Annotated in this window: 19 protein-coding genes; 3 read left to right on the top strand and 16 right to left on the bottom strand. The window is 58.5% G+C overall.

Annotated features, from left to right (window positions below; all coding sequences use genetic code 11):
• Positions 1-17: 17 nt before the first annotated feature.
• The 11 genes from atpG to mnmG all read right to left on the bottom strand — a co-directional run bounded on the left by atpG (position 18) and on the right by mnmG (position 9644).
• The gene (gene atpG / locus KI241_RS27560) at positions 18-878 is read right to left on the bottom strand and encodes a F0F1 ATP synthase subunit gamma (protein ID WP_030139034.1); all 861 of its coding nucleotides are present in this window, start codon (positions 876-878) and stop codon (positions 18-20) included.
• A gap of 50 nt (positions 879-928) precedes the next feature.
• On the bottom strand, positions 929-2473 hold the full coding sequence (gene atpA, locus KI241_RS27565) for a F0F1 ATP synthase subunit alpha (protein ID WP_042727806.1): 1545 nt from the start codon (positions 2471-2473) through the stop codon (positions 929-931).
• 21 nt (positions 2474-2494) lie between these two features.
• Positions 2495-3031, bottom strand: coding sequence for a F0F1 ATP synthase subunit delta (locus KI241_RS27570; protein WP_003187192.1), 537 nt, complete (start codon positions 3029-3031; stop codon positions 2495-2497).
• Between the two features lie 12 nt (positions 3032-3043).
• Positions 3044-3514 (bottom strand): F0F1 ATP synthase subunit B, encoded by a 471-nt coding sequence (locus KI241_RS27575; RefSeq protein WP_030139033.1) that lies wholly within the window; start codon positions 3512-3514, stop codon positions 3044-3046.
• 58 nt (positions 3515-3572) lie between these two features.
• A complete protein-coding gene (atpE, locus tag KI241_RS27580) occupies positions 3573-3830 on the bottom strand; it encodes a F0F1 ATP synthase subunit C (RefSeq protein ID WP_003097235.1) in 258 nt (85 codons plus the stop codon).
• Positions 3831-3964: 134 nt separating this feature from the next.
• Positions 3965-4834, bottom strand: a complete 870-nt coding sequence (gene atpB, locus KI241_RS27585) for a F0F1 ATP synthase subunit A (RefSeq protein ID WP_024777786.1) — start codon at positions 4832-4834, stop codon at positions 3965-3967.
• 16 nt (positions 4835-4850) lie between these two features.
• Entirely contained in the window at positions 4851-5258 is a 408-nt protein-coding gene (locus tag KI241_RS27590) for a F0F1 ATP synthase subunit I (protein ID WP_042727807.1), read from the bottom strand.
• Between the two features lie 148 nt (positions 5259-5406).
• Complete coding sequence (locus KI241_RS27595) at positions 5407-6279, bottom strand: ParB/RepB/Spo0J family partition protein (RefSeq protein ID WP_042727808.1); 873 nt, start codon at positions 6277-6279, stop codon at positions 5407-5409.
• A gap of 9 nt (positions 6280-6288) precedes the next feature.
• Positions 6289-7086, bottom strand: coding sequence for a ParA family protein (locus tag KI241_RS27600; RefSeq protein WP_003187199.1), 798 nt, complete (start codon positions 7084-7086; stop codon positions 6289-6291).
• Between the two features lie 18 nt (positions 7087-7104).
• Positions 7105-7740 (bottom strand): 16S rRNA (guanine(527)-N(7))-methyltransferase RsmG, encoded by a 636-nt coding sequence (gene rsmG, locus KI241_RS27605; protein ID WP_199925106.1) that lies wholly within the window; start codon positions 7738-7740, stop codon positions 7105-7107.
• Positions 7741-7745: 5 nt separating this feature from the next.
• Positions 7746-9644: a tRNA uridine-5-carboxymethylaminomethyl(34) synthesis enzyme MnmG gene (gene mnmG / locus KI241_RS27610; protein ID WP_212803198.1), complete on the bottom strand. Its 1899-nt coding sequence runs from the start codon at positions 9642-9644 to the stop codon at positions 7746-7748.
• 560 nt (positions 9645-10204) lie between these two features.
• On the opposite strand from mnmG, the gene KI241_RS27615 reads away from it, so the two are divergent.
• From KI241_RS27615 to KI241_RS27625, 3 genes are all read left to right on the top strand, one after another.
• A complete protein-coding gene (locus tag KI241_RS27615) occupies positions 10205-10711 on the top strand; it encodes a sigma-70 family RNA polymerase sigma factor (RefSeq protein ID WP_042727811.1) in 507 nt (168 codons plus the stop codon).
• Complete coding sequence (locus tag KI241_RS27620; protein WP_047739374.1) at positions 10711-11658, top strand: FecR domain-containing protein; 948 nt, start codon at positions 10711-10713, stop codon at positions 11656-11658. The genes KI241_RS27615 and KI241_RS27620 overlap by 1 nt, the downstream gene beginning before the upstream one ends.
• A 103-nt stretch (positions 11659-11761) precedes the next feature.
• Positions 11762-14197, top strand: coding sequence for a TonB-dependent siderophore receptor (locus KI241_RS27625; protein ID WP_212803199.1), 2436 nt, complete (start codon positions 11762-11764; stop codon positions 14195-14197).
• Positions 14198-14239: 42 nt separating this feature from the next.
• Here KI241_RS27625 and mnmE read toward each other — a convergent pair whose 3' ends face one another.
• The 5 genes from mnmE to rpmH all read right to left on the bottom strand — a co-directional run bounded on the left by mnmE (position 14240) and on the right by rpmH (position 18165).
• Complete coding sequence (gene mnmE / locus KI241_RS27630; protein WP_212803200.1) at positions 14240-15610, bottom strand: tRNA uridine-5-carboxymethylaminomethyl(34) synthesis GTPase MnmE; 1371 nt, start codon at positions 15608-15610, stop codon at positions 14240-14242.
• Positions 15611-15689: 79 nt separating this feature from the next.
• Positions 15690-17372 carry a membrane protein insertase YidC gene (gene yidC / locus KI241_RS27635; RefSeq protein WP_042727815.1) on the bottom strand — a complete coding sequence of 561 codons (1683 nt, stop codon included), beginning with the start codon at positions 17370-17372 and terminating at the stop codon, positions 15690-15692.
• Positions 17373-17374: 2 nt separating this feature from the next.
• On the bottom strand, positions 17375-17620 hold the full coding sequence (gene yidD, locus KI241_RS27640; protein WP_080921994.1) for a membrane protein insertion efficiency factor YidD: 246 nt from the start codon (positions 17618-17620) through the stop codon (positions 17375-17377).
• On the bottom strand, positions 17613-18014 hold the full coding sequence (gene rnpA, locus KI241_RS27645; protein ID WP_042727829.1) for a ribonuclease P protein component: 402 nt from the start codon (positions 18012-18014) through the stop codon (positions 17613-17615). Before rnpA ends, yidD begins: the two co-directional genes overlap by 8 nt.
• A gap of 16 nt (positions 18015-18030) precedes the next feature.
• Positions 18031-18165: a 50S ribosomal protein L34 gene (gene rpmH, locus KI241_RS27650; protein WP_003213577.1), complete on the bottom strand. Its 135-nt coding sequence runs from the start codon at positions 18163-18165 to the stop codon at positions 18031-18033.
• Positions 18166-18537: the final 372 nt, after the last annotated feature.

An 18537-nucleotide genomic window follows, 5' to 3' on the forward strand; every position in this document is an offset into this window, starting at 1 on the left:
TCTGAATATTTGAACCGTTAAACCGCGGCAGCGCCGCCGACGATTTCCGAGATCTCTTGGGTGATCGCAGCCTGACGCGCCTTGTTGTAGATCAGCTGCAAATCGCTGATCAAATCACCGGCGTTGTCGGTAGCGTTCTTCATCGCGATCATCCGCGCGGCTTGTTCAGCTGCGTTGTTCTCGACCACCGCCTGGTAGACCTGCGACTCCACGTAGCGGACCATCAAGCCGTCGAGCAGCTCCTTGGCATCCGGTTCGTAGAGATAGTCCCAGTGGTGCTTGAGTTCCTGTTCCGGGGTCGCCACCAGTGGAATCAACTGCTCCACGGTCGGCTGTTGCGTCATGGTGTTGATGAACTTGTTGGATACCACGGACAGGCGGTCGATCCGGCCTTCCAGGTAAGCATCCAGCATCACCTTGACGCTGCCGATCAGGTCATTGATCGACGGCTCTTCACCCAGGTGGCTGATAGCAGCGACGACGTTACCGCCGAAGTTGCGGAAGAAAGCCGCACCCTTGCTACCGACCACGCACAGATCGATCTCGACGCCTTGTTCGCGGTTTACCGCCATGTCCTTGACCAGGGCCTTGAACAGGTTGGTGTTCAAGCCACCGCACAGACCACGGTCACTGCTCACCACGACGTAACCGACGCGCTTGACGGCGCGGTCGATCATGAACGGGTGGCGGTATTCCGGGTTGGCGTTGGCCAGATGACCAATCACCTGGCGGATGCGCTCCGCATAAGGACGGCTAGCAGCCATGCGCATTTGTGCCTTGCGCATTTTGCTGACCGCCACTTTTTCCATGGCGCTGGTAATCTTTTGCGTGCTTTTGATGCTCGCAATCTTACTGCGAATCTCTTTTGCGCCTGCCATGTAACACCTATCAGGTTAGCAAGCGGGAGCCTTGCGGCTCCCGCTGCGGCTTACCAGGTTTGGGTGGCCTTGAACTTCTCGATACCAGCCTTCAGGCCAGCGTCGATTTCGTCATTGAAGTCACCCTTCACGTTGATCTTGGCCATCAAATCGGCGTGATCGCGGTTGAAGAAAGCAATCAGCGCTTGTTCGAAGCTGCCGATCTTGGTGATTTCAATGTCAGTCAGGAACCCACGCTCAGCGGCATACAGCGACAGCGCCATGTCAGCGATCGACATCGGTGCGTATTGCTTCTGCTTCATCAGCTCGGTAACGCGCTGACCATGCTCAAGTTGCTTACGGGTCGCTTCGTCCAGGTCAGAAGCGAACTGGGCGAATGCCGCCAGTTCACGGTACTGGGCCAGGGCGGTACGGATACCACCGGACAGCTTCTTGATGATCTTGGTCTGAGCGGCACCACCTACACGGGATACCGAAACACCGGCGTTCACAGCAGGACGGATGCCCGAGTTGAACATGGCCGATTCCAGGAAGATCTGACCGTCGGTGATGGAAATCACGTTGGTCGGAACGAACGCGGAAACGTCGCCAGCCTGGGTTTCGATGATCGGCAGGGCGGTCAGGGAACCGGTCTTGCCAGTCACTGCGCCGTTGGTGAACTTCTCGACGTACTCTTCCGAAACGCGGGAAGCGCGCTCCAGCAGACGGGAGTGGAGATAGAACACGTCGCCTGGGTAGGCTTCACGGCCTGGTGGACGGCGCAGCAGCAGGGAGATCTGGCGGTAAGCCACTGCCTGCTTGGACAGATCGTCATAAACGATCAGCGCGTCTTCACCGCGGTCGCGGAAGTATTCGCCCATGGTGCAACCGGAGTACGGTGCCAGGAATTGCAGTGCGGCCGATTCCGAAGCACTGGCTGCCACGATGATGGTGTTGGCCAGGGCGCCGTTTTCTTCCAGCTTGCGAACCACGTTGGCGATGGTCGATTGTTTCTGACCGATGGCTACGTAGACGCAGAAGATGCCGCTGTTTTTCTGGTTGATGATCGCGTCGATCGCCAGAGCGGTCTTACCGATCTGACGGTCACCGATGATCAGCTCGCGCTGGCCACGGCCGACAGGGATCATGGCATCGACAGCCTTGTAGCCAGTCTGGACAGGCTGGTCTACCGACTTACGCCAGATCACGCCAGGAGCAACTTTCTCGACCGCGTCGGTCTCGGTGTTGTTCAGCGGACCTTTGCCGTCAACAGGGTTACCCAGTGCGTCGACAACGCGACCCAGCAGTTCCTTACCTACCGGAACTTCGAGGATGCGGCCAGTGCACTTGGCGCTCATGCCTTCAGCCAGAGTCGTGTATGCGCCCAGTACCACGGCACCTACAGAGTCTTGCTCCAGGTTGAGGGCCATACCGTAGACGCCGCCCGGAAACTCGATCATTTCGCCGTACATGACGTCGGCCAGACCGTGAATCCGCACGATGCCGTCAGATACGCTGACGACAGTGCCTTCGTTACGGGCTTGGGAGGTCACATCGAGCTTTTCGATGCGGCCCTTGATAATTTCACTTATTTCGGAAGGATTGAGTTGCTGCATTGCTCTGCTGCCCCTTCAAACTCAAGATTTCAATGCTTCGGCAAGTTTCGCGATTTTGCCGCGAATCGAGCCATCGATAACCAGGTCGCCGGCGCGGATGACAACGCCCCCAATCAGGGACTTGTCTTCCTCGACTTGCAGGCGCACTTCCCGGTTGAGTCGTGCACTGAGAACCTTGGCGAGTTTGTCTTGCTGTTCTTGGTTCAATGCAAAAGCACTGGTCACTTCCACGTCTACCGACTTCTCTTGCTCAGCCTTGTACAGGTCGAAAAGAGCGGCGATCTCCGGCAGAAGCGGGAGACGGTCGTTTTCGGCAACGACGTGAATGAAATTCTGTGCCTTGGCATCGAACTTGTCGCCGCACACGTCAATGAACGTGGCGGCCTTTTCTGCGCTCGTCAGTCGCGGGGCCTTGAGCACGCGCTGCATGGTGTCGTCTTGCGACACCGCTGCAGCCAGGCCGAGCATGGCTGACCAATTGGCCAGTTGCTGGTGGGCCTGAGCGTGCTCGAAGGCCGCCTTAGCGTAAGGTCGGGCCAACGTGGTCAGTTCTGCCATGATCGCCCTCGCTTAGATTTCAGCAGCCAGTTGGTTAACCAGCTCTGCGTGCGCGTTTTGATCGATTGTGGCACCCAGGATCTTCGAAGCACCGCCAACGGCCAGGCTACCCACTTGGGCACGCAGCGCGTCTTTGACACTGTTGAGTTCCTGTTCGATCTCGGCTTGAGCCTGAGCCTTCACACGGTCAGCTTCGACGCGAGCCTGTTCACGGGCTTCGTCGACAATCTGGGTACCGCGTTTCTTGGCTTGCTCGATGATTTCAGCTGCCTGAGCTTTCGCTTCGCGCAGTTGCTGACCCACTTTCTCATGGGCCAACTCCAGGTCGCGAGCTGCTCGGCTGGCAGCGTCCAGACCATCAGCGATCTTCTTTTGACGTTCGTGCAATGCCGCAATGACCGGAGGCCATACGAATTTCATGCAGAACAGTACAAAAATCAGGAACGCAACGGACTGGCCAATCAGGGTCGCATTAATGTTCACGCCAACACCTCGCAGTTACGTTGTCCATCACATCAAACTACTCGAAGAATCCGAGTAATTAGCCAGCGATCTGACCAACGAACGGGTTCGCAAAGGTGAAGAACAGAGCGATACCAACACCGATCATGGTGACGGCGTCGAGCAGACCGGCAACGATGAACATTTTGACTTGCAGCATAGGAACCATTTCCGGTTGACGCGCAGCGCCTTCCAGGAACTTGCCGCCCAGCAGGCCGAAACCAATTGCGGTACCCAGTGCGCCCAGGCCGATCAACAGTGCAACAGCGATAGCGGTTAGACCAACTACAGTTTCCATCTTTCCTCCCGACTTTTACGTCGTATGGTTTAGGTTTTTTTAATTTAAAGCGGGTAAAACAAATCGTTTCATCAGCCCTGTTCGGGCTCCTTCCCGTTTGACCGGGAAGGACATCAGACTAGTCGAGACTGGCCTTAATGGTTTTCTTCGTGCGCCATCGACAGGTAGACGATGGTCAGCATCATGAAGATGAACGCCTGCAGGGTGATGATCAGGATGTGGAACACAGCCCACGCCCACTGCAGGACGACGCCCAGGCCGCTGAGCCACAACAGGCCGCTGCCGAACATCACGGCGATCAGGATGAACACCAGCTCGCCGGCATACATGTTGCCGAACAGACGCAGGGCCAGGGAAATCGGCTTGGCGATCAGGGTCACGAATTCCAGCAGGAAGTTCACCGGGATCAGCAGGGCTTGAACCAGGATGTTCTTGCTGCCGAACGGGTGCAGGGTCAGTTCGCCGATGAAGCCGCCGATGCCCTTGACCTTGATGCTATAGAAAATGATGAGTGCGAAAACCGAGAACGCCATGCCCAGGGTCGCGTTCGGGTCGGTGGTCGACACGGCGCGGAACGGGATGTGGTGGTCGCCGGAGATCAGGATGGCCAGTTGAGGAATCCAGTCGACCGGTACCAGGTCGACGGCGTTCATCAGGAACACCCAGACGAAGATGGTCAGCGCCAGCGGTGCGATCACCGGGCTACGGCCATGGAAGCTGTCTTTCACGCTGCCATCGACGAATTCGACCAGTACTTCAACGAAATTCTGCAGTGCACCAGGCTGGCCGGAGGTCGCCTTCTTTGCCGCCATGCGGAAAAGGAAAACGAAGATCAGGCCCAGTGCGACCGACCAGCCGAGGGTATCGACGTGGAAAGCCCAAAAGCCCATTTCCTTGGCTTCTGCTGCGGAGTGGGCAAAGCCCCAGCCGCCGTTGGGTAGCTGACCGAAGGTCAGGTTCTGCAAGTGGTGCTGGATATAGCCCGAAGCGGTTGTCTCTGCCATGGTTGCCTCAAACGCCCTAAGGTCTCGAAAGTCTTGTTCTCATCAGCAGGGGAGCGAACCAGCTGACCAGTTGGGTCAGCACGAAGACGCCGAATACAGCCAGCGGCGCCAATGGCTTCACACCTGCAAACGTCAGTGCAAACAGCACTGCCGTCAAAATCAGTTTCCCCGCTTCACCGGCATAGAAAGACCGGACGATAGCCTGGGCTGCTCGGGCGCCGGAAAACCGAAAGGCCCTGTGAGCAAAGTAAATATTGGGGAGCAAGGCTATCAGGCCTCCGCAAAGACCTGAGTATCCGGCGACGACACCTTTGCATTGCCAGAGCGCCAATGTGGCGATCAGTACAACGACAAACTGAGTCATCAATACCGGGAAAACTGCCAGACGATGGAACGGCAAGCGGTTTGGCGTGCGGGTTTCCATCGCTTTTGCTCTCCAAGGGTCGGCCGCCATAATTCAATAACTTGGCATAATTTGTGCCGACAAAATGCGCGCAGAGTATAGGGGCGGTTCTGCCCCTATTCAACTGCCAGGTAGTGATTTCCGACTGCGCGCTACAAGGGCAATTGTTTCAGCGAATGTGTGCAAGGACACCTTGCAGCTCATCGAGGGAGTTGTAACCAATCACCAATTGCCCCTTGCCCTTCTTGCCGTGGCGAATCTGCACCGCAGAGCCCAGGCGCTCGGCCAGGCGCTGTTCGAGGCGGGCGATATCCGGGTCGGGTTTGGAGGGTTCGACAGGGGCTGGTTTGCCACTGAGCCACTGGCGGACCAGTGCCTCGGTCTGGCGCACGGTGAGACCGCGTGCGACAACGTGTCGCGCCCCTTCAACCTGTTGATTTTCCGGCAATCCCAGCAATGCCCGGGCATGCCCCATCTCCAGATCGCCATGGGACAGCATGGTCTTGATGACTTCCGGCAATGCAATCAGCCGCAGCAGGTTGGCCACGGTCACACGCGACTTGCCCACGGCCTCGGCCACTTGTTGCTGGGTCAGTTGGAATTCCTGCTGCAAGCGCTGCAGGGCCACCGCTTCTTCGACCGGGTTGAGGTCTTCACGCTGGATGTTCTCGATCAGCGCCATGGCGATGGCGGCTTCATCGGGCACATCGCGCACCATCGCCGGAATGGTCTCCTGGCCGGCCTGCTGGCTGGCCCGCCAACGGCGTTCACCGGCAATGATCTCGAAACGGCCATTGGCGATCGGACGCACCACGATCGGCTGCATCACGCCCTGGTTCTTGATCGACTGGGCCAATTCTTCCAGCGCCTGGGGATCCATGTCCCGGCGCGGTTGGTATTTACCGCGCTGGATCAGGTCCAGCGGCAGGTGTTGCAACTCACGCTGATCCACCTGCACGGCCTGTTCTTCCAGCGAACTGACCGTAGGACCGCTGAGCAGTGCATCCAGTCCACGTCCGAGACCTCGTTTCTTGACGGCCATGGGGATTCCTTAAGTTGGCTGGGCTGCAGCGGTGCGTGGATTACGGCGCTGGCGGCGAACCATCTCGCCGGCCAGGGCCAGGTAGGCCAGCGCACCACGGGATTGTTTGTCGTAGGCCAGCGCCGGCATGCCGTAGCTCGGCGCTTCGGCCAGGCGGATGTTGCGCGGGATGACCGTGTCGTAGAGCTGCTCGCCGAAATGTTCCTTGAGCTGAGCCGAGACGTCGTTCATCAGGCTCAGGCGCGGGTCGTACATCGTCCGCAGCAGGCCTTCGACCTTCAACTCCGGGTTCAGCAGCTCGGCGATGCGCTTGATGTTATCCACAAGGTCGCTCAACCCTTCCAGGGCGAAATACTCGCACTGCATGGGGATGATCACGCCATCGGCGGCCACCAAGGCATTGAGCGTGAGCATCGACAGCGACGGCGGGCAGTCGATCAGGATGTAGTCGTAATTCTCCCGGATCGGTGCCAACGCACTGCGCAGGCGGCTCTCCTTCATCTGCATTTCCAGCAGGACCACTTCGGCCGCCGTCAGGTCGCGGTTGGCCGGCAGCAGTTGATAACCGCCGTGTTCGGAAAAATGCATGGCCTGGCCCAGATCGCACTCACCGATCAGGACGTCGTAGATGGAGTTTTCCAAGCCATGTTTATCCACACCGCTACCCATGGTGGCGTTGCCCTGTGGATCGAGATCGATCAGCAGCACCCGGCGCTTGGTCGCGACCAGGGATGCTGCGAGGTTGATGCAGGTGGTGGTCTTGCCCACACCACCCTTCTGGTTCGCTATCGCGAATACCTTAGCCATTCTTGCTTGTGTTCCCAATCATGCCGTGCGGCGCAGTATCAGCAGATGGCGTTGGCCTTGGCAACCGGGTACGGCCAGGGCGTGTTCGCTATCGAGGTGGAAGTCTGCCGGCAATGCTACCAGCTCATCGGCCGGATGAACGCCCTTCATTGCCAGCCAGCGCGTATTGGCGTCGCCCAGGTGGCGAGTCCAGTTGCTGAAGTTCTCCATGCTGCTGAACGCCCGGGAAATGATCCCGTTGAACGGCTCGGCAGGCTGGAACGCTTCGACGCGACTGTGGATAACTTGCAGGTTATCCAGCTTGAGTTCGAGTTTGACCTGGGTCAGGAAGCGGGTTTTCTTGCCGTTGCTGTCCAGGCAGGTCACTTGCGAGTCGGGAAACAGGATCGCCAGCGGGATTCCCGGCATGCCGCCGCCGCTGCCCACGTCCAGCCAGCGACCGTCTTCGATGAAGGACATGACGCTGAGACTGTCGAGCAAATGGCGCGAGACCATTTCATCCGGATCACGCACGGCGGTCAGGTTGTAGGCCTTGTTCCACTTGATCAACAGCGCCAGGTAACCCAGCAACTGCGCGTGCTGGGCTTCGGTCAGGCTGACGCCAAGCTGTCGGGCACCTGTGGATAACTCTTCGGCGTGTTGCGAGGTGACCATCGAACTCAAGCGCTTTGCTCCAACTGGCGGCCCGCGCCGCGTTTTTTCAAATGAATCATCAACAGGGAAATGGCCGCCGGGGTCACACCCGGGATGCGCGAAGCCTGGCCCAGGGTCTCGGGACGCGTGGCGCCGAGCTTGCTCTGGATTTCCTTCGACAACCCGGAAATACCGGTGTAATCGATATCCACAGGCAGCTTGGTGTCTTCGCTGGCGCGCAGGCGGGCGATTTCATCCTGCTGGCGGTCGATGTAACCGGCGTACTTGGTCTTGATCTCGACCTGTTCAGCCACCTGCGGATCTTCCGCGCCCTGGCCGGTCACTTCCACCAGCCCGGCGTAATCGATTTCCGGACGACTCAGCAAGTTGAGCAGGTTGTATTCGTGGGTCAGCGGCGTACCGAATCTGGTGGCGATAGCATCGCCCTGCTCAGTGCCGGGACGAACCCAGGTGCTTTTCAGGCGTTGCTCTTCCAGCTCGATGCCTTCGCGCTTCTTGCAGAACGCGGCCCAGCGCACGTCATCCACCAGACCCAGCTCGCGACCTTTCTCGGTCAGGCGCAGGTCGGCGTTGTCTTCACGCAGGATCAGGCGATATTCGGCCCGGGAGGTGAACATCCGATACGGTTCCTGGGTGCCCAGGGTGATCAGGTCGTCTACCAGCACGCCGATGTACGCCTCGTCGCGACGCGGACACCAACTGTCCTTGCCCTGGGCGCGCAGCGCAGCGTTGGCGCCGGCCAGCAAACCTTGGGCACCGGCTTCTTCGTAACCGGTAGTGCCGTTGATCTGGCCAGCAAAGAACAGCCCGCCGATGACTTTGGTTTCCAGGCTGTACTTCAGGTCACGCGGATCGAAGTAGTCGTACTCGATGGCGTAGCCCGGACGAACGATGTGAGCGTTCTCCATGCCGCGAATCGATTGCACGATCTGCAGTTGCACGTCGAATGGCAGGGATGTGGAGATGCCGTTCGGGTACAGCTCGTGGGTGGTCAGGCCCTCGGGCTCGATGAAGACCTGATGGCTTTCCTTGTCGGCAAAGCGATGGATCTTGTCTTCGATCGACGGGCAATAACGCGGGCCGATGCCTTCGATTTCACCGGCAGCGGAATACATCGGCGAACGATCGAGGTTCGCCGCAATGATTTCATGGGTGCGGGCATTGGTGTGGGTGATCCAGCAACTGACTTGCCGTGGATGCTGTTCCTTGTTGCCCATGAACGACATGACCGGGATCGGCGTATCGCCAGGCTGCTCGGTCATCACCGAGAAATCCACAGACCGACCGTCGATACGCGGTGGCGTACCGGTTTTCAAGCGCCCGACACGCAATGGCAGCTCACGCAAGCGGTGAGCCAGAGCGATCGACGGCGGATCACCAGCGCGCCCGCCGGAAAAGTTCTGCAAACCAATGTGGATAAGTCCGCCGAGGAAGGTCCCGGTGGTCAACACCACGGAATCGGCGAAGAAACGCAGGCCCATCTGCGTCACGACACCGCGTACCTGATCCTGCTCGACGATCAGGTCATCGGCCGCTTGTTGAAATATCCACAGGTTCGGCTGGTTTTCCAGGATTTCGCGGACAGCGGCCTTGTACAGGATGCGGTCGGCCTGGGCGCGAGTAGCACGCACGGCTGGGCCTTTGCGGCTGTTCAATACGCGAAACTGGATACCACCCTTATCGGTGGCCATGGCCATCGCGCCCCCAAGGGCATCGATCTCCTTGACCAAGTGGCTTTTGCCAATGCCACCAATGGCAGGGTTGCAGCTCATGGCGCCGAGGGTTTCCACGTTATGCGTCAGCAACAGGGTTTTTGCCCCCATGCGTGCTGATGCAAGTGCTGCCTCGGTACCGGCATGACCGCCGCCGATGACGATCACTTCAAAACGGGAAGGGAAATCCACCACGCACCTCGTGCCTGCTTAATTCAGGTAATTCGGAAAATAGGTTTTTGACTCTGGCCCATGGGCGTTTTTCGAGCCAGGTCGGCAAGTATAGGGACTTCGCCCTTTCTAAAGAACCCTTTGCACAAAATTTAACCAGCTGTGGAGAACTCGCGGTTAAAAAAATTAAAAAGAAAGAAATTTATAAAATCCTTGTTTTTATGTTTATTCTTAGACACCCAGCTTTCTGTGGATAAATCTCTACAATCCTTAATTTACGTACTGTACAGAGATTCAAAACCCTGTGGCCAGGTGGCCATGAGCGGCTTGGATAACCGGTGTAAGCCTGTGGATTAATCGGTAGGTTATCCACAGAGGCGGTTATCTTCAGTTTTGAGAGGGGTTTATCAACGGTTCTCAAGGGCAGTTATTCACAGGGCTTAGTCGTCCGTTTTGTGTCCTTGTGCACAACGGCCTGGGCAATGGCCGCTGGAAAAGCTTCGAGGAACGACGCCAGAAGCTATTGTGAGAAAACGTAACAGAGGCTAATAATAGCTATTATCATTAACGCCTCATTCCCTATGCCCCCGTCTTCCCATACCGCCGCGATCGGGCGAATTTATGCGCAACACCACTCGTGGCTTTATGGGTGGCTCAAGGGCAAGCTGAATAACGCCTGCGATGCCGCAGACGTGGCCCATGACACCTTCGTGCGGATCCTCGCAGCCCGTAATGCCGTGCAGATTCGCGAACCGCGGGACTACCTGGCCACGGTGGCCCGAGGCCTGGTGATTGATCGTTATAGAAGAAACGCTATCGAGGCGGCCTACCTGGAGTCCCTGGCCGCGCGACCCGAACCCACGGCCATCAGCGAAGAAGACAAGGCCCTGATCATCGAAACCCTGGTTACTGTGGATAAAGCCCTGGCAGCCTTGGGCCCACGTACTCAGCGGATCTTCATGTTGTCGCAGATCGATGGGTTGACTTATCAACAGATCGCCGTGCAATTGAAGGTGTCCCTCACCACCGTGAAAAAGCACATGGTGCGTGCCCTCACCGAATGCGCACTTATCATGGCCGAACGCTGATGCCTGCCCTGCCTGATCGCAAGACAGTCGAAAGGGCTGCCACCTGGTACGTGCAGTTTCAGCACCAACCGCCTTCGCACGCCGAACGCCAGGCTTGGCAGGATTGGCTCGACAGCGATCCTGCGCACCAGGCTGCATGGCACCAGATCGAACAACTGCAGCGCCATCTCGGAGCACTGCCTCAGGACCTTTCACGTCGCGCATTGGGCACCGGGCAGCACCGGCGCCAAGTGCTCAAACTGCTGATGTTGCTCGGCGGCGCCGGCTCTGTGGGCTGGAGCCTTCAGGACCACGGGACGCTCGCCTCGGCCTGGGCCGATTACAAGACGGCCGTGGGGCAGCGCCGTTTCATCGACCTGGCGGACGGAAGTCGGATTCATCTGAACACCGAGACTGCCATCGACGTGTCGTTCGACGCCCATCGCCGCTTGATCCGGCTGCTGAGCGGCGAAATCCTGGTCCAGACCGGCAAGCTCAAGGACACACGGCCCTTTCTTGTCGAGACTGGCGATGGTCGCATCGAGGCGCTGGGCACGCGATTCACCGTACGCCAACTGTCGAACCGCACCCGGGTAGGCGTGCTGGAAGATCGGGTGCGCGTATCGCCGGATGGCACGCTGGGCAGCGCTGGTATCCTGAAAGCCGGCGAACAGGCTGACTTCAACGGCCAAGGCATGGGGTTTATCCAGTCCTACGCTGCCTCACAAGCGGCCTGGGTAAATGGCCAGCTCATTGTCCTCGATGCGCCCTTGGGAGACGTCATCGAGGAACTGAGCCGCTATCGTCCCGGTGTCTTGCACTGTCAGGAAAAGGCGCGGCAGCTTCGGGTGTCCGGTACGTTACGCCTGAATGCCACGGATGCCGTGCTGGCCAATCTACAGGCATCGTTGCCCATTCAGGTTCGCTATTACACCCGGTACTGGGTGTCGATTACACGGGCTGACTAGCGAAGTACACGAAGCGGGAAAATAAACAGAACGAGGGGGGTTATCTTTTTTTGTGCTGATCCGGCCCTTCAGGTAATTGCGATCACCCAGGGCTTACCCACACATGCGCTTTCCTACGTTTCGTCAGCGATTTTCCCAGCATTGCATCGCCTACAGCCTGTTGATGACCAGCGCCGCGAGCGGCCTGGTAATGGCTTCCAACGCCTTCGCCAATACCGCCACGCAGCATTACGCCATTGCTGCCGGCTCGCTGGATAACGTGCTGAGCCAGTTCGCCGCGAAGGCCAACATCATCCTTTCATTTTCTCCACAGCAAACCGGCCAGAAACGCAGCGTCGGGTTGACCGGTGACTATTCGGTTGAGCAGGGATTCGTGCAGCTGTTGCAGGGCTCGGGGCTCCAGGCCGTGGCGCAGGCGCCAGGCAGCTACACCCTGTACTCCCTGCCGACAGATCAATCCATGGAGTTGGCCCCCACGAGCATCAACGCATTGGCGGCCAACCCGATGGACCTGGATTACGCTGCCGACGTGGGCTACAAGGCACAAAACAGTCGTATCGGTACTAAAACCAGCACACCGCTGTCGGAAACGCCGCGCTCGGTATCGGTGGTGACCGGCCAGCGCATGAAGGACCAGAAATCCCAGACCCTGACCGAAGTCCTGGGATACGTGCCGGGCATCTTCGCCCCACCCTTCGCGGCCGGTGACAGCCTGGCCGGCGACCTGTTCTACATCCGCGGCTTCAACGCCACCGACTACGGCTATGGCCTGCTCCGCGATGGCTTGAGGGTGCAGGGCAATCGCTATGACACCAGCTCAGAGCCCTATGGCCTGGAGCGTGTCGAGGTGTTCCGCGGGCCTTCGTCGCTGCTGTATGGCGAGAACGCGCCGGGCGGCTTGGTCAACCTGGTCAGCAAGCGCCCGACCGCGGTGCCCCAGGGTGAAGTCCAGTTGGGCTATGGGAGCCACAACCGACGCCAGATCGGTGTGGATGTTTCCGGGCCGCTGGCCGATAACGACAACATCCTGGGCCGGATCGTGATGTTGGGCCGCAACGCCGATACCCAGACTGACCACGTACCGGATGACCGTCTTTACATAGCGCCCTCCCTGACCCTGAATTTCGATGACTTCAACACGTTGACCCTGCTGGCCAACTATCAGAAAGACCACACCAACATGGAGCTCGGGCTGCCGGCCGCCGGCACGCTGCTGAGTAACCCGAACGGCCAGTTGGACAAAGACACCATGCTCGGTGATCCGGACTGGAACACCTTCGAGCGGGAAACCTGGAGCACCGGCTACGAATACAGCCATCGCCTCAATGACGATTGGCAGTTCCGCCAGAATTCGCGTTACCTGCAATCACGCATCACCCGCCATGAAACCTGGCCCGGCAGCTTGAACAACGGCGGTTTTGGTCGCCGTGTGAACGTCACCGCTTATGACCGTTTCAACAAGTCGATGGTGTATTCGCTGGATAACCAGCTGGAAGGCAAATTCAAGGTCGGCGGCCTGGAAAACACGCTGCTGTTCGGCGCCAGTTATGACCGGACCTCGTTCAACCAGGATTGGAATGCCGGATTCGTGGGGCCTGTGGATATCTATGATCCGGTGTACACAGGGGATCCGAAGACACCCATCGCAGTGCAGAACACCTTGCTCGAACAGCAGATGAAAGGGGTTTATACCCAGCTGCAGAGCAAGTACGACCGCTGGTTGTTCCTGCTGGGCGGACGCCAGGATTGGGTGGACAGCGATTTTCGTGACAAGGTCGCCAGCGCCGGCGACATCAGTTCCAAAGACAAGAAGTTCACCTATCAGGGCGGCCTGATGTACCAGTTCGACAACGGCATGACGCCTTACGTCAGCTACTCGACGGCATTCGTCCCGGTGCAGCAGATCTCCAACGCCGGCACGCCGCTGGAACCGATCACCAGCAGCCAGTACGAAATCGGCCTCAAGTACGAGCCCATCGGCTGGGACACAGCCTTCACCGCGTCGGTCTACGACTTGCGCAAGAAGGACGACACCTACTTCGACGCCACCACGTCGACCTATCGACAGGTGGGGGAAAGTCGTGCCAAAGGCGTGGAGTTGGAGCTCAACAGCAACCTGAGCCCTGCCCTGAATGTCACCGCCTCTTATACCTACACGGATGCGCGGGTGACCGAGGACTCGGCGACGTCCCTGGTAAAAGGGCACCAGATGACTGGTGTGCCACGTAACCAGGCGTCTTTCTGGGCCAAATATCGTTTCCTGGAAAGCGACTTGAAAGGTTTGTACGTGGCCGGCGGCGTGCGTTATTTCGACAGTGCCTTCGCCTACACCGCGCCCACTCTGTACGGAAAGCTCGATGCTGGCGACGTCACCCTGGTGGACGCCGCCGTCGGCTACCAGATCGACACGCACTGGAGTGTCGACTTGAACGCGAAAAACCTGTTCGACAAGGAGTACGTGTCGGGCTGCAACGATGCGGGGCGTTGCTACTGGGGTGAAGACCGGACGCTGCTCGGCACCGTTTCCTACAACTGGTGACCCCAAAAAGGGCTGTGGATAAATTGTCCACAGCCCTTTTTTTTATTTGCCGATGCAGAAGCTGGAGAAGATCCGTCCCAGCAAATCGTCGGAACTGAAAGCCCCGGTGATTTCACCCAGTGACTGCTGGGCCTGGCGCAGATCTTCGGCGAGCAGTTCGCCGGCACCGGCCAAGGTCAGTTGGGAGCGACCGTGTTCCAGGGCCGCGCTGGCCTGGCGCAAGGCTTCCAAATGCCGACGTCGGGCGCTGAAGCTGCTTTCCGAGGTTTGCTCGTAGCCCATGCAAGCCTTGAGGTGTTCGCGAAGCAGTTCCAGGCCTACCCCCGCCGACTTCGCGCTCAGGCTGATGGTCACGTGGCCATCGTCGCTGACCTCCAAGGCAATCGCTTCCCCCGTCAGGTCGGCCTTGTTGCGAATCAAGGTGACTTTCGCTGGGTCCGGTCGGACTTCCAGGAACTCCGGCCACAAGGCGAACGGATCGTCTGCTTCCGGTGCGGTGGCATCCACCACCAGCAGCACACGATCGGCTTCGCCGATCGCCTTCAACGCCCGCTCGACCCCGATCTTTTCCACCTGGTCGTCGGTGTCACGCAGTCCGGCGGTGTCCACCACGTGCAGCGGCATGCCGTCGATGTGGATATGTTCGCGCAGGATGTCCCGGGTGGTGCCGGCGATGTCCGTGACAATGGCAGCCTCGCGACCGGCCAATGCATTCAGCAGGCTGGATTTACCGGCGTTTGGCCGTCCGGCGATCACCACGGTCATGCCATCGCGCAACAAGGCCCCCTGCCCGGCTTCGCGCAGCACTGTGGATAACTCGTCGCGGACCTTGTCCAGCATCGCCAGGACGTGACCATCGGCAAGGAAGTCGATTTCCTCTTCCGGGAAGTCGATCGCCGCCTCGACATAAATGCGCAGGCCGATCAGTTGCTCGGTGAGGTTATGCACACGTTGGGAGAATGCGCCTTGCAGGGAACGTAACGCGTTGCGCGCAGCCTGGGCCGAGCTGGCTTCGATGAGGTCGGCGATGGCTTCAGCCTGGGCCAGGTCGAGCTTGTCGTTGAGGAACGCGCGCTCGCTGAACTCGCCCGGCCGGGCCAGGCGGCAGCCCAGTTCCAGGCAGCGCTTGAGCAGCATGTCCAGCACGATGGGACCGCCGTGGCCCTGCAGCTCCAGCACGTCTTCGCCGGTGAACGAATTCGGGCCCGGAAAATAAAGGGCCAGGCCTTCGTCCAGTACCTGTTGGTCCTCGCTCAAGAACGGGCCGTAGTGCGCAAACCGCGGCTTGAGCTCGCGCCCACTGATCGCCCTGGCCACGACACTGGCCAGAGGCCCCGAAAGACGGACGATGCCGACACCGCCACGACCTTGGGCAGTGGCAACGGCGGCGATGGTTTCACGCGGTGCGCTCATAAACCGGAATCCAGACAAAAGTGGCAGATAGCAAAACGCCCCACTAGGGGGCGTTTTGTGTGGTTATCCACAGAGCAAGTTACGCCTCGGCTTTTTTCGTCGCCGCTTCGATCTTACGCGTGATGTACCACTGCTGGGTGATCGACAACACGTTGTTCACAACCCAGTACAGCACAAGACCCGCCGGGAACCACAGGAAGAAGAAGGTGAAGATGATTGGCATCATTTTCATGACCTTCGCCTGCATCGGATCCGGAGGTGTCGGGTTCAATTGCTGCTGGATGAACATGGTTGCGCCCATGATGATCGGCAGGATAAAGAACGGATCCTTGATCGACAGGTCGGTAATCCACAGCATGAACGGTGCCTGGCGCATTTCCACGCTTTCGAGCAGCACCCAGTACAACGACAGGAACACTGGCATCTGCACAAGGATCGGCAAGCATCCACCCAACGGGTTGATCTTCTCTTTCTTGTACAGCTCCATCATGGCCTGGGACATTTTCTGCCGGTCATCGCCATGCTGTTCTTTCAGGGCGGCCAGTTTCGGTGCCACTGCACGCATGCGCGCCATGGATTTGTAGCTGGCGGCCGACAATGGGAAGAACAGCCCCTTGATCAGCATGGTCAGGAAAATGATCGACCAGCCCCAGTTACCGACGATGCTGTGGATATGTTGCAGCAGCCAGAAGATTGGCTGGGCAATGAACCACAGGAAGCCGTAGTCCACGGTCAATTCCAGGCCTGGGGACAACTGTTTCAGGACGGCCTGGCTTTTTGGACCGGCATACAGGATGGCGCTGGTTTCAGCCTTGGCACCTGGTGCGGCGGTCAACGCCGGGCCGGTGTAGCCAATGATGTAGTTGCCTTTGCTGTCCTTGCGGGTCTGGACGACGTTGCTTTCGCCCTTCTGCGGGATCCACGCGGTCACGAAGTAGTGCTGCAGCCAGGCCACCCAGCCACCTTGGACGGTTTCCTTGAGCTGCGCCTTGTCCATGTCCTTCATGGACACTTTCTTGTACGGCTCCGAACTTGTCCACAGGGCAGCGCCCAGGTAAGTCGCGGTACCGGTGGCGGTGCTGGAGGAAGGATCGGAGCTGGCGTCACGCTTGAGCTGCGCGAACATCGCACCGGACCAGGGTTGAGCGCTCTGGTTGTCGATCAGGTAGGAGACCGTCACGTCGTACAGGCCACGTTTCAGGGTGAAACGCTTGATGTAGTTGACGCCATCCTTGCTGAACTTCAGGTCCACGACCAATTGGTCCTGACCGTCAGCCAGTTGATAAGTCTTCTTCTCGGCAGCGTAGACCGGGCGGCCAGCCGGGTTTGCGTCCGGGCCATTGGTGCCGATCAGGCCGCTCTGGGCCAGGTAGGTCCGCTCGTTGCCGTTATCGAACAACTGGAACGGAATTTCCGGGTGGTCCTGGCGACGGGGATACAGCGGCAGCTTCAACTGGGCGATGTCACCACCCTGTGGATCGATTGCCAGCTCGAGCACGTCTGTCTTGACCTGGATGAGATCCTTGCTGGCGGCCACAGGGGCTTCGGCGGGTGCGCTGGCATCGCTTGCCGGGCGTGGGATGTCGTCATTGTTGGCAGCCGTGTTGCCAACAGGGGCATCCGGCAGGCTCGGTGCGGTATTGCTGGCTGCAACATTCTGAGTCGGCAGGGCAGCCTGGCCGTAGTCCTGGTTCCATTTAAGGACCATGACGTAGGACACGATTGCCAGGGCGACGATCAGGATCGTGCGTTTGATATCCATGATTACTCGGCCATCGAAGAAGAACGGGAGGTAGGGATAGGCGGAACCGGGTCATAACCGCCGGGATTCCACGGATGACAGCGACCTAAACGACGAAAGGTCAGCCAGCCACCGCGCAGAAGGCCATGATTTTCTATGGCTTCATACGCGTAGCAGGAACAACTGGGGTAGAAACGACAGTGGTTGGCCATCAAGGGACTAATGGCGTAGCGGTAAAACTGGATCGGAACGAGTGCCAGTTTACGCATCTGGACTGTCTACCCCTACAGTTTCGGTGTTGGCTGCTGGTACCGGCTTGTTACGGGCCAGACGCTTCCAGAGCTTGCCGAAATGCTGAATCAATTCGGGGTTTTCTACGTCACCCAAACCTTTGCGCGCGACGATAACAATGTCCCATCCGACCAGTGAATCCTGGTTCAGGCGAAACGATTCGCGCATCAGACGTTTGAGGCGATTGCGCTGAACGGAGAGCTTGACGCTCTTTTTCCCGATAACCAGCCCGAGTCGGGGGTGATCGAGATCGTTGTTGCGCGCAAGGAGCAGGAGATTCTTCCCCGGAACCTTGCCGGTAGGGGAGTCAAAGACTGCCTTGAAATGCCGGGGAGTAAGCAGACGCTTTTCCCGACTGAAGTCCTGACTCACCTCCAGTGCCGGATTATCAAACTGCCAGACGCGCACGACCTTTGGCGCGACGACGCGACAGGACGGCACGACCGTTCTTGGTAGCCATGCGAGCACGGAAACCGTGGGTACGAGCGCGTTTGATAGTGCTTGGTTGGAAAGTACGTTTCATGTCGTGTTACCTGGTTCGTCCACAACGGGCCGGAATGGCCCCCGTTTTAAGAGACCGGGGATTCTAGAGAAAGCAAGCCTCTAGGTCAATTTCCAACCAACGTTTCCTTTAAATAGATATCCAGCCGCTCGAGTGGGTCCATCCTCCGGTGCCAGACATAAATATAAAGAAGGGAATTATTTAAAGCTTTTCTGTAAAGCTTATAGAAGCTAGGCTGCCATCCATCTGTGGATAACCCATTCAAGCCCTTCTAGATCAATGTGTACAGAGAATGACAACTACACGGGAAAGCGGTGTTCAGGCTGTGCTGCGCTGTCGGATAAGCTGTGTGCTGAACCGGTAGTTATCCACAGATCGTTTATCCACCGAGTT

Origin of the sequence: Pseudomonas sp. Cab53, assembly GCF_018325965.1 — a bacterium.
Taxonomy (GTDB): Bacteria; Pseudomonadota; Gammaproteobacteria; order Pseudomonadales; family Pseudomonadaceae; genus Aquipseudomonas; species Aquipseudomonas chlororaphis_E.